The 12,356-nt window shown below is 38.4% G+C and carries 9 protein-coding genes and 1 pseudogene; 3 read left to right on the top strand and 7 right to left on the bottom strand.

The annotated features are described in order from the left end of the window. Positions 1 to 5: 5 nt before the first annotated feature. From NQ546_RS04390 to NQ546_RS17380, 7 genes and pseudogenes are all read right to left on the bottom strand, one after another. Positions 6 to 2,150, bottom strand: coding sequence for a type 1 glutamine amidotransferase family protein (locus NQ546_RS04390; RefSeq protein WP_167319263.1), 2,145 nt, complete (start codon positions 2,148 to 2,150; stop codon positions 6 to 8). A gap of 98 nt (positions 2,151 to 2,248) precedes the next feature. Then, on the bottom strand, positions 2,249 to 3,664 hold the full coding sequence (locus NQ546_RS04385; RefSeq protein WP_115615960.1) for a hypothetical protein: 1,416 nt from the start codon (positions 3,662 to 3,664) through the stop codon (positions 2,249 to 2,251). A gap of 80 nt (positions 3,665 to 3,744) precedes the next feature. Beyond that, entirely contained in the window at positions 3,745 to 4,092 is a 348-nt protein-coding gene (locus NQ546_RS04380) for an InlB B-repeat-containing protein (RefSeq protein ID WP_004292243.1), read from the bottom strand. A gap of 31 nt (positions 4,093 to 4,123) precedes the next feature. After that, positions 4,124 to 5,941: a RagB/SusD family nutrient uptake outer membrane protein gene (locus NQ546_RS04375; RefSeq protein ID WP_004292242.1), complete on the bottom strand. Its 1,818-nt coding sequence runs from the start codon at positions 5,939 to 5,941 to the stop codon at positions 4,124 to 4,126. A gap of 11 nt (positions 5,942 to 5,952) precedes the next feature. Further along, positions 5,953 to 9,240 (bottom strand): SusC/RagA family TonB-linked outer membrane protein, encoded by a 3,288-nt coding sequence (locus NQ546_RS04370; protein WP_004292241.1) that lies wholly within the window; start codon positions 9,238 to 9,240, stop codon positions 5,953 to 5,955. A gap of 642 nt (positions 9,241 to 9,882) precedes the next feature. Continuing rightward, complete coding sequence (locus NQ546_RS17385; protein ID WP_167319262.1) at positions 9,883 to 10,011, bottom strand: hypothetical protein; 129 nt, start codon at positions 10,009 to 10,011, stop codon at positions 9,883 to 9,885. A gap of 14 nt (positions 10,012 to 10,025) precedes the next feature. Further along, positions 10,026 to 10,376: pseudogene (locus NQ546_RS17380) on the bottom strand (Arm DNA-binding domain-containing protein); the annotation flags it as partial. 139 nt (positions 10,377 to 10,515) lie between these two features. On the opposite strand from NQ546_RS17380, the gene NQ546_RS04365 reads away from it, so the two are divergent. The 3 genes from NQ546_RS04365 to NQ546_RS04350 all read left to right on the top strand — a co-directional run bounded on the left by NQ546_RS04365 (position 10,516) and on the right by NQ546_RS04350 (position 12,100). Beyond that, positions 10,516 to 10,854 (top strand): ISAon1 family transposase N-terminal region protein, encoded by a 339-nt coding sequence (locus NQ546_RS04365; protein ID WP_039953562.1) that lies wholly within the window; start codon positions 10,516 to 10,518, stop codon positions 10,852 to 10,854. 241 nt (positions 10,855 to 11,095) lie between these two features. Continuing rightward, entirely contained in the window at positions 11,096 to 11,257 is a 162-nt protein-coding gene (locus NQ546_RS04355) for a hypothetical protein (protein ID WP_004292236.1), read from the top strand. Beyond that, on the top strand, positions 11,258 to 12,100 hold the full coding sequence (locus NQ546_RS04350) for a recombinase family protein (protein WP_081446777.1): 843 nt from the start codon (positions 11,258 to 11,260) through the stop codon (positions 12,098 to 12,100). It begins immediately after the preceding gene. Positions 12,101 to 12,356 lie beyond the last annotated feature (256 nt).

Below are 12,356 nucleotides of genomic sequence, written 5' to 3'. Positions count from 1 at the left end.
ATTCATTATTTTTTAGGGGTGATTCTAAGCAGGCGGGTAACACCCGTAGGAGTACCTTCCACAGCCATAATCGTAAAGCGTATCCCACCATCAGGGGTACGGACGAAGTCGACTGTACGCCCCCACTCCACATCCATGATCTGACCTACTTCGAAGCCTAAATCGCGTAAAGTAACATCTGTTATCGCATTTTCGGCTTCATGGTTGATTACAAAGCAATAAGCTTCATTACCGTGTAGACGAACACCTGCCTCCATATCAGGATTGGATGAATAAACACGCGAAACTATGCCGGTTGAAGCAAATACATCGTGCATAAGCTGTTGTAGTTCTGTACGCGAAGTTATATCATTATCCATCCAAGTCTGAAAATAGGTATCCTGCAGGCAGAAACCAAAGAGGTAACAACTTCCTTTACCTACTTTGCGAGAAAGTAATAAGGGAAAACCTGATTTCAGGGAAGTTATTATTTGAGCATCAGTAGCTACACAGTTACGAGGGGTTATCACACGAAAACTTAAGTTCTGATTATAAGCCTTACCTTGAGCCTGGTCGTATGTTTTTACGGGTACGGCAGGTGCTTCTTTTACGAAAGCCCATTTAGCGGGGAGCATAGAAAATGGATTCCAAGTCCCTTTTTGTTCTACGCGGTTGGTAGCGGCGGCTTTCACTCCAAAGAGCTCTTTCATACTTTCAAGAGGAGCAAAATAAGAATCACTCTGAGGAACACAGTCGGAAATAACTACACCGCCTCGTTTTACAAATGCAGCTATATGTTTGGCAACTTCTCTAGGTAGCATTTTCACATCAGCCATAACCAAAATATCGTAACCATTCATTTTGTCATCGGTAATTTGCTCTTCATGTATCACATCAAGCTCACCAAAAGCACGTAAACAAAGTTCATAAGTTTGTCCAACGTTAAAGCATTCTTCCTGCATTTGTACATATTGTGTGCGAGGGAAGAGGAAACAAGCACGGGCTTTGGGCTTTTGTGACTCGGATATAGCACCACCTACTTTTTGTACGGTGCGCATGGCCTGACCAAAATCATCCCAGTGACGAGCATCGGAGGGGATGTTGATGCCGGTAATAATGAAATCACTACCACCAGTAATGGCGGTATAAGCCAATTCACGTTCCATCCAATATTGGCTAAGCATCTCTTTATTCAAATAGCGACGAAACCACCCGTTGTTGTATGTACCTAACCAAAATCCTAGTTTTTTCCCATAAGTAGTAGTGAGGTTACGCATTTGAGCCATAGTATAGTGCATCTGGCTTATACGCGGTTTACGTATTTGCGAAGGCTCTCCGTAACGGTAATCGAACATTGTGTAAGGATATATATCATATAAGAACATATCTACAAAATCACCTCCCCAGTGGAATACATCGTCTACCGCATATTTAGAGTCGGAATTTACACCACCACCCATAGTATTGTGGCTGTCATGAGTCATTACTACCAAAGGACGATTATCGTATTGTTTCACTTCTTTATAAATTTTACGCCAAGCTTCAACAAAAGTTGATGATTGAAAATTGATGAAATCCAAGTGTTTGCGAGGCTCACGTTTAGCAACAGAATACGATGTAGGCATGGCATAGCCGTATTGTTTCTTGAAAGCCCTCTTTACCGGTTCACGAAAATCGAATGAAGTGGTATCAGCATGGAAAGGTTCATCCATAAAGGGAAATATAGTAAAAGGATTAGACACTTTTTTAACACTGCCCAATACAGGTTCAATACGAGTACGCACAGAGTCAAGATATTCTGGTGAATAAACACAATACTTTGGAGGATCATTGCGTTTGAAAAGTTGTACGCCATTGGAAGTGAAATCAATCTTCATGCCCAAACTTTGTGCATAGTCAAAAACTTTTAAATTGGCACCACCATTGGAAAATTCACCAGCAGCAATGTGTGTACATCCATGCAAAATAATATTATGAATGGTCTCACGCATTGTTTCGTCAGTCAAGGGAGGACGCTCATCACGCCACCCTTTACCCGAAGGAACGGGAGTGAATTGCACCGATACAGGAAAATAGTTTTTTGATACCCGAGGCACAGTGGGATCTTGCGCAAAAATATCACCAACCATCATAGCCGCACAGAGTAATAGAGATATTGAGGTTTTATTCATCTGCTTCATTTTTATTCAAAAGAGGTAATAATAACTTTATAATAAAAAAGAAAAAGAGTGCGGTAAAAATTATTTCCGCCACACTCCCTTCTCTTAATTTATTCCAATCCTTCAGGGAGAGTGAAATCTATTGTAGTAAGTGTAATAAAACCGTCAGGTTTCACATTGAAACGCACTACTCCCTCTGCATCTGAAGTAACAGGCTCTAGTTCGGTAAGACCACCCATTAAATCATCATTCCATGCTAATACACGGAACTTTTTGTTTGCAGGAATACCTGATATTACAAACGGAGTTTGTACAGTGGCGGTAGTTTGAGCATAAATCGTATAGTTAGAAACACCATCGCTCATTGCAGCACAAAGTTTATGTGCAGAAGACACAACAGAAGTTGCACTTAATACTTTCCAACCAGGCTGGCATGAATGAGTAAAAGCCCAAGTCATCCAATAAGAAGGGTAGAGAGGATAGCCATCGGTACCGGATCCTATTACAGGAAAGTACTGATTTCCATTATCATATTTAGCTTTATAGCAATCCCATTTTACCAAACCGGCAAAGCCATAATTTAGTGCATTGATATGGAATGTGACATGGCGTAAAGCACATTCATTGGTTCTACCAATAGGAGTATCTGTTCCGCGTAAATAACCAGGATTATTGAAAGCGCCACCAGACTTTTCACCTCTCACGCCATATTCTGTAATATAACAGGGTTTAATTCCCTGCCCTTGCATATTGGATAAAAGATCAGCCACACCACTTAAACGATCAACAGGTTTGACTTTGTCCCAATAATCCCAATATATATGTGAAGAATAACCGTCAAGTAATGTAGCCATACTAGTAGACATATATTCAAACCAAGTTTTTTGATTATCCTGAACCAGATCACCACCGACTAGCTGAATTTTATCTCTTATACCCAGTTCTTTTAGACGATCAATAAAAACAGAATAGAGAACTCGATATTCATCAGGTGTAATTTTTGTAGAGTTAACTTCATTCTGAATGGTAACTTGTTTTACGCAAGTAAGACCCTTATTAACAATCAAGTCATATATTTCATCAGCAAATCTGCCCATATCTTCCGGTATAGAAGAATGCCAATATGTTATATTTACCAATGCACCTGTTTTTTGAGCTAATTCCACAGTACGAATAAAAGAAGCCTTATATTCAGGATTATATCCAGATACACTCTCCCAATTTTTTTTATCAAAGAATATACGGACATATTGTGACCCTAAAGCTAAAACTTTTTTCTCTAAATCAGGAAGATTCTCTTCAGAGACTCCATCATTTTCAAATGTACGTGTGGTGTAAAGATTATTATTATATTGTGTACCGAATCCTAAAAAATTATCAGTAATCACTTTATTATTGTCTATGACAAAATCTACACCAGCATGTCCTCCTTCAACCATAGGCGGCTGGTGATCGTCTTTGTAGCAAGAAGCAAACACAGATGCTGCTAACAGGGCAGCACAAGACAAAAATATATTTCGTTTCATAATTGTTTTATGTATTAAATTCATCCTGTCCGCATATTTACTTACAAGTAAATAGCGGGACAGGATTGTATTAAAGAAAGTTATTTCACCCAACGACCATATAAAGTTACATCTAAATAAATGGGTGTAGTTTTCAAATCATAAGCTTTGAATTTGATCTCCGCATCTTTTTTAGTGTTATTTGCCGAAGCTTGGTCAGTGTACCAACCCGCGAATTCAAAACCCTCACGAACCATTTCTGGCTCTTTGAGAAATTCACCCGCCTGAACGGTCAACTGAAGAATATCCTCTTCGCTACCAGGATTTTGATTGGTAACTAATGTTACCTGACAAGTTGTATCTATCTCGTCATCATCGCAACTTATAGGAAAGAGAGTAATAAGTACTATCATTCCTATATACAATCCTATTTTATATAAACTTTTCATCTCTTTTATTGTGTTAGATTTAAACTAATATTTATTCTGCATCAGCACCTCCTTGAGGCCAACCGGGGTTTTGTTCAAGATGGCTTCCGTTACGTTCGTAATAGTCGATCTCATATAAAGGAATACAATCCCAATAATTACGGTCAAGTACATAGCCGTTGTCGGCATTACGAGGAGTCATAGATACTTTGATATAACCTTCCCCTTTCGCATTACCAGCATTGGAAATAACTATACCATTTTCATCACATAAAATAAGATTCTTGTATTGATCGTTTTTTTCTAACCAACAGCCGATCGTTTTTTTAGGATAGAGATCGGAATTCAAATAGTGAATCTTACGCCATCGCTTCAAATCGTTCAAACGAAATCCCTGATATACAAGTTCGACACGACGTTCACGACGAATCTCCCATAAGAAAGAGGGGACATCGGGATCTCGGTCAGCATCATCGAATACGACACCGTTTACTGCAGGTTGGCCACCAATGATCTGCAGTTTAGCCAATTTCCCACCAAAGCTGGCACGAGTACGCAATTTATTGATTGTAGCATCAACATCTTCTTGTGTCACTGTGTATTTACCTAAAGTTTCCAACTCAGCTGCTGCTTCAATATAGTTAAGCATCACTTCTCCCAAACGGATAATAGGTGCATCAGTAATATTGAAACTTTGGGTAGACTCTAAGTCATCTTCATGTTGTTTGTTTAAAAATAGCCAACGTTTATAACCACTTTGTGCATAGCCCGGATATTCACTATACTGTACATAAAAGTCATCCTTAAAAGTCTGATTGAGTCGAGGGTCACGATTGGACATTTCATTATCAGCATTCTTATCACCTTTAAATTGAGGATTCGCGCCCGCTGTTGTATTAATAGGCATACCATTAAGACAGAGATAAGAATTAATTAGGTCCTTAGTTCCTGATTGGCCTTGAACTGTAAGGTCGCGATCGTAAGTCATAATAGCATGAGTCACTTGTCCGGTTGCATACTGACGCCAAAGAATCATTTCCTGTTTCACCTCTGCTGTCTGGCTGATATCAATTGTTGAGAAAAGATCATGAAAACTAGGACACAAGCTATAACGATTTGATGAAATAACTCTCCAAGCTGCATCCTTAGCTGCTTGCAAATATTTCGCAACATGTTCCATCTGTTCTGCAGTTGTGGCAGGATCGTATTTCAATTTAGTCCCCATCAATAGCATGTCACGACTCATAAAAGCATCAACGACTCCTTGAGTGATAACCTGACCATCGGGCCCTGTCTTTGTATCACTTACTAACACGTTTTTTGAAGCAAATTCATAATCTTCAAGTACTTTGTCCATCACATAAAATACATCATCCTGTTTGCGGAAAAGATCATCTGAAACTATGGTTAACTCGTGATCATAATAAGGTACATTCTTATAGATTGAGGCAAAAGTAGCGTAATCGTATCCACGAAAAAATCGGGCAATACCACGCCAATGATTTGCTGTTTCTTCATCCCATTCTGTAACACGTTCTACACGATCAATAAAAATATTGTCACGACGAATATTACTTAAATGACTCCCCCAACTGCCTCCTTTTACAATAGGAGCTGCGGCAAATCCAGAGAGAGAAGTATTAGTGAAATCATCGTTCAGAGCTTGACGTTGTGACATAACACCACCGTTGTCACCACTACCATATCCAGGGAAACGTGAGGCATAATAGCCCATTGCGAAGCCACGTACATTATTTTCATTGCACCAAAAATCATCGTCTTGAAAAGATGTTAGAGGATCTTTAGTGAGGAAATCATCACAACTCGCCAAGCCCAATAGCATAAGTGAAGCTAATAATATTTTTTTCATAATCAGAGTTTTTAAAGTTTAACTTGAACACCTACAGAGAACGTGCGGAAGTAGGGATAAGTACGTCCAAAACTTCTCGCATCAGTTGTTGCACTACTGTTTTGTTGAATTTCAGGATCGATCGTTACATCGAGATTGTCGAGAGTAAAAAGATTCTCACCACTCACAAATATACGTGCTGATGTGAGAGAGACCTTTTGAATCCATTGCTTAGGTAGAGTATAACCTATTGTCAAATTCTTAAAGCGCATATAAGCCATATTTAATAGATAACGTGTTTGAGGTTGCCAATTACCATTGTGATTATTAGCACCAGCATCACGAGGAGTAGGATAGAATGCATCAGGATTATCAGGAGTCCAATAGTTTGTTACCTGATTTTGATACACAGCCTCATTTTTGGTGAAACAAGGAATCACCAATGGACCGGTACCCCAATAGTCACGTTTACCTACACCTTGGAAGAAAGCACTAAAATCAATATCTTTCCAAGTAAAACCAGCACGCAAACCAAAGATATAGCGAGGAGTTGTATTACCAATCACTTTCATATCACCATGATCAAGATTAGTTCCCTGTCCGTAATCCACTTTGCCATCACCATTTAGATCTTTGTATTTGACATCACCCGGGCCATAATGGAATGAATTTGCAGTATTCAAGGCATCTTGATTAGGAGTGTTGGAACCATAGTACCAAATAGGGTTTCCCTCGCCATTATTGCCATCAAAGTCGCTTTCTTGAAATAGACGATCGGTTTCATAGCCCCAAATCTCACCCATTATTTTACCTTCGTAATTTACACCGATATTACCGCCTTCTTTAATACTAACCTCCTTGTTGGCATGTTTGGTAATCTTGGTGGTTTGGTCGGATAAGCTTCCTTGAAAATTGATGGACCAGTCTTTATTCAGTCTTTTGTTATAACCTATAGATAATTCCCATCCTAAGGTAGACATCTCACCAAAGTTACGGGCAGGTGCACTTGCTCCCAGTGACAGTGGAACCTCTTCCCCAGCAGCTGCCATATCGCGTGTAGTACGTTTGAACCAATCGAATTCGATATCAAGAGAATTATCAAAAAATTTAGCATTAATACCTAAGTCAACAGTTTCTACAGGTTCCCAGGTCAACGTAGTAGCTGCTACAGTGGGAGTTCCAAAAGAAAGTGGATTAGTACTGCCGATCCACCAATCGGAACGTCCGTTCCCTATATTACTCAGATAACTGTGACTGCCCACATTATTATTACCAATTCGCCCCCAAGAGAGACGGAGCTTAGTAAATGACATTTTGGTTATTTCCTTAAAGCGTTCCATCCATTTTTCTTCGGAAAGCAACCAGCCGATAGAGAATGAAGGGAAGGTATCCCAGCGGCAATTCTTACTGAACTTAGAAGCGCCATCACGTCGTATATTGAATTCAAAGAGATAACGGTCCATTAAGTTATAGTTTACGCGTCCAAAGAATCCTAGTGTGCTCCAATGCGAAGCACTACCGTTCGTATCCATGTTAGCTGGATCTGTCAAAGGGAATTCAGGTTTGGTAGGATCATATAGACCATAACGGCGTGAATATTGACTTTCGGATTTGGCATATTCTGCATCCATACCAACCATTAATTTAATGGCGTGTTTACCAAGCTTGACGTCATAAGTAGAATAAGCTTTAGCAACCTGACGTTTACTCCAAGATGAATCTAATCGTAACCAATTTTCAGCAGGAAAGAAGCTTGACTCCCATTTTGTCAAAGTAGGGTCACTCCAAAGATTAATACCAGAAATGGGAGTTGCAGCACGTTTATTGTGACCATTTGTTGACACGTAAGTATAATCAAAGTCTGCAGTCCAACCTTTTAGAAATGTTAATGTAGTACCTACTTGGAAGCGGCTCATATCACTTATTTTGTGATTCATGTGGGCTTGTTCCAATTCTGTACGAATGTTTTTTAAGGGCTGACCATCAATATAACCGTAGGGATAGGTTTCAGGATAGCGATAAAAGTTGTACCAATATTCATTTGCCTGCTTTTCAGCAGTAGCTAAACGAAACTGAGGCGAACGTTTATCGGAATGAGTGTACATTAATCCACCACGAATTTTTAACCATTTAATCGGAGTCACTTCAATACGCATATTGCCATTAAAACGGGTGTAATTATCCGATTCTGGAGTGATTTTTACTAAACCATCTTGGCTAAGATAGCCGAAGCTTCCAAAAAAAGAATATTTATCCCCTCCTCCAGAAATGGATACATTATGTTTTTGCTGGAAAGACGCCCTGTTTAAAAAATCATTTACATCCCAAGGGCGATAGAAGTAAGGATGACCATTGCGGATTTCATAGTCACGTCCATATACCATTTCATCACCAAGATCCTTATCACCATAGAGATTTTTCCACTGCCGAATACGTTCTACACTAGTGTCATCAAAATAAGCCCCTAATATATTGAATTGCGTAGTGTTAGGCGCGGTTTTTCTTAAAGCTGCCAGCATGTATTCCACTCCCAAATCACCATCGGCGATTTCGGGACAGTTTACTGGAGAGGACCACGCGAAACTGTTATCATAAGAAAGGCGCGGTTTACCTTTCTCACCTTTTTTAGTAGTAATCAGAATCACGCCCCAAGTACCGCGTGCACCATAAATAGAAGCTGAAGCGGCATCTTTCAACACTGAAATAGATTCCACATCATTGGGGTTGACCATCATCATATCTGAGATTTCTACGTTGTCAAGCAGTATTAAAGGACGAGACTGCGCATTCAAAGAGCCATCGACTCCACGAATATGAATATCTGCTGCCTGACCTATATCACCACTTGAAGAGGTTACTAACAAGCCAGGAGCTGCTCCTTGCAATCCACGAGTTAAGTCAGTAACAGGACGAGATCCAATAGCCTGGCCCATGTCTACAGTAGAAACGGCACCAGTCAGATTAGCTTTCTTTTGTGTACCATAACCTACTACAACTACTTCATTTAATAATTGGGTATCCTCCTTTAATGTGACTTTGAATTGGGTTTTAGTACCGATTGCAATTTTTTGAGTGGTGTAACCAATAAAACTCACTTCAAGAGATTGTCCTTTGATAGGAGCAGGCACTTTAATAGAAAACTCACCATTCACATCAGTAATCGTACCAATGTCAGGGTGTTCTTTTACAATCACAGAAGCGCCAATTACAGGCATCCCATCTGCATCAATTACTGTTCCACCAACAGTAACTCTACTGTCTTGCGCATACATCGGTACCCATACCAAAAGCGCAAGTAAAGCAAGTAAGAACTTTTTCATAATACATATATTTATTTGGTTAATGTAGGCTTTCTAATATTAAGTATCTTGCTTATAAAGTAGTACTTGATATGTGTGCAAAATTATGCATATATTTATACCTGGATGTATAGAAAATGACATAACTACTATTCAAAATGATTTTAGCGATTTTATATAACAAAAAAGTAGTTTTCTAATATTTTAGCACACGATCCTTTGTGTTTTATTTTGATGCCTTGATTATATTATACATAAAAATGATGCATATCGAAAATCTTCAATTCAATCTCTAACTCTGCGCCAATATCCTTTAAATGCCTATTCACATTGGCTAACACATCATATATCTATTTCATACCAGCCTTGGTATTCTCTCATGATTATCCAATATTAGGAAATATGCATCTACATTGCTCAAAACAATAACGGTTCATTATCTCTATCACTCGCAGCCCACAATACAACATTATTAATTCCTTAATATTCTACGAACATGCCCCTAATAGTCTTATCTTTCAACTTATCATATCTGCAAAATTAGTATCACCCATTAAATCAGAAGAAAGCAAACATTCCAACTACTAATCTCTTATAAAAACCTTTCTCCTCCTATTATATTCTATGTCCTGCTTCACTTGTTCTTTAGTAATACACGTTTAGTCATTTTTTTTTACAAAATTTAGACACCTTATATTTTCTAAACGTATTATTAGCCAACTGATGACTTCTCAACCGCATTTCATAAGCCCTTAACCAATTTACATCTATCTCAGAAAAAAGTACATCCAAATGACCTTTGAACTTTAATAGCTAATTTCGTACTTACTGTACAGATAAAGATATCCTAATCGACCTTCACTTTTAAATTGAATTATATACTTATCAAATAATTCATCTACCGTTTCAACTTTTTGTTCGGGAGTCACTGTTTTAACCAAAGTTGTAAGCGAATTATCTCTTTGCTTTGTGGCAAATTGTAATATCTGCTCTGAATACTTTTGCTCTTGCTCATTAATTACCTTCAATATTTGCTCCCGATTGGAAGAATTATGCTTATGCCTATTCTTCTCAAAGTACCAAAACTTAGGATTTATGGCAATCCCAAGGCTAATATACTTCCATTTACCACCTTTACAGACACAAATCATTAGCGGCCACTCGCCTTTTTAACATTTTTTAACCCACCACGCATTAACTGTAGCATTCATACATTTTTTCGGTTTACATGGACCAATGAATAAACCTGAGGGTTAAATTTATAAATAGTTATCTTTGTCTCCAAATTAATTGCTTATAGAGTTAAATGGCTATCACCTTCTTCTTCCTGAAGGAACTTTGGATTACTTTGATCTTGTTGATGCAAAGGAAAGCGTGAATAAAGTTGTCATTTACCTTGAGGAGAAGAATCAGATCCCCGAGAAGTATGCTGGTCAAGAAACAGAAAGTAAAGGGTTTTATGAGCCTGTTGTTGTTCAAGACTTTCCTCTTCGTGGCAAGAAAGTCTTTTTGAACCTCCGTCGTCATTGGATTTTGAAGAGCAGCAATGAGTATATTTCCCGCAACTGTCGTATGGTGGCTGAGGATACTCGTTTGACGCAAGACTTTGCGTCTTTTTTAAAAGAACTATATTGATAATTATCCAATCAGTTGCAAATTATTGGATACTTTTATATGGCGTTGACGGAAATTTATTGGAACGTCAATACCGCAACCATTTAAGTGATTACCTACACTGGGATCAGCTTGCTCACGCAGAGAACTGGCTCCTGTTTGGAAAGGACATTGGTGCCTACGTCTGCATTGAGGAAGTTTAACATTCACTTTCTTTTCCCTTTTAATTTACTAATAATGAACTTTGTAATAGAAATACAATATGAATGCACAGTATTTAAACTTAGATACCATCAAAGAGAACCGCAACTTCAAAGGAATATCCCAAGAGGATGCAAAAGAATTAATTGATCCACTATATGCTTTTTCAGTTTTGAGCTATGAGGCATATAACAAAAAAGATGCACAATATGGAAAATTTTGAATTAAAAGGTTTGCTAAAGGCAAAAAACAACAAAAAGAACAAGTAGGCGGCAATGCCATCATCTATACTCGTGTTAGTTCCAGTGAACAAGTAGACGATCAAAGTCCAGAGGCTCAAATAGATAAATGCAGAGAATATGCAAACACACGCTCATACAATATTGTAGGTGAGTTTGGAGGAACCTACGAATCAGCTAAAAGCGATAAAGAACGCAAGGAGTTTAGCCGTATGTTAACCTTCATCAAACAGAGCAATAAGAAAGGCAGCAATCAGATAGTAAAAACCGTAATAGTGTTCAGTACCTCCCGTTTCAGTAGAACGGGAAGCACAACCATTATTGAAGAAGTAGAAGCTAGAGGAGCATACGTAGTATCTGCAACATCAAATTATGACCCACGTACACCAGTCGGAAAGTATATGCAACTCATGGAACTCGCAAATGCAAGGTTTCAAAATGACGAAAAGAGAGCAACAACTGTTGAAAACAGCGTAAAAGCATTACTAAAAGGTAAATGGATTGGTAAAGTTCCAAGAGGATATGAGCAAAAAACAACAAAGAAAGAGCAGATTATAACCATCAATGAAGAAGGAAAACTAATAAGAAAAGCATTCCTTTGGAAAGCCAATAACAAACTATCTAACGAAGAAATCAGGCATAGACTGGCAGCAGAAGGTTTCCATATCTGTAAACAGAAGCTATCAGAACTGTTCAAGAACACTTTTTATTGTGGCTATATGGCACATAAATTCTTGCAAGGGGATAATTGTACAAGGAAATCATCCTCCATTGATACCAAAAGAAATTTTCTTGAAAGTAAATGGAGAGTTATTCAAAAACCATAGTGGATATGAACAAAAGATAGATAAAGAGTATGCACCATTACTAGGCAGCATCAAATGTCCCTGTTGTGGCAATAATCTATCCGCAAGTATATCAACTAAGATGCGAAAGAAATTCGGGCGTACTGATATTGGTTATTATGTTTGTAGCCGCAAAGGATGCAAGTATAACAGTTCAACCAAAAATGTACATGAAGCCTTTGAAGAGGAAGTAAACAAGTACTCTCTATCTGATAAGGTATCAGAACTCCTAAAACAC

Source organism: Bacteroides eggerthii, assembly GCF_025146565.1.
GTDB lineage: Bacteria > Bacteroidota > Bacteroidia > Bacteroidales > Bacteroidaceae > Bacteroides > Bacteroides eggerthii.
Note: the sequence above shows the minus strand (reverse complement) of the source record. Positions and strands in the feature narration are given on the sequence as shown.

Coding starts and splice junctions, on each gene's coding strand:
- NQ546_RS04370 (WP_004292241.1), bottom strand. CDS start 9,240: ATGAAAAAGTTCTTACTTGCTTTACTTGCGCTTTTGGTATGGGTACCG.
- NQ546_RS04385 (WP_115615960.1), bottom strand. CDS start 3,664: ATGAAACGAAATATATTTTTGTCTTGTGCTGCCCTGTTAGCAGCATCT.
- NQ546_RS04375 (WP_004292242.1), bottom strand. CDS start 5,941: ATGAAAAAAATATTATTAGCTTCACTTATGCTATTGGGCTTGGCGAGT.
- NQ546_RS04355 (WP_004292236.1), top strand. CDS start 11,096: ATGAATGCACAGTATTTAAACTTAGATACCATCAAAGAGAACCGCAAC.
- NQ546_RS04390 (WP_167319263.1), bottom strand. CDS start 2,150: ATGAATAAAACCTCAATATCTCTATTACTCTGTGCGGCTATGATGGTT.
- NQ546_RS04380 (WP_004292243.1), bottom strand. CDS start 4,092: ATGAAAAGTTTATATAAAATAGGATTGTATATAGGAATGATAGTACTT.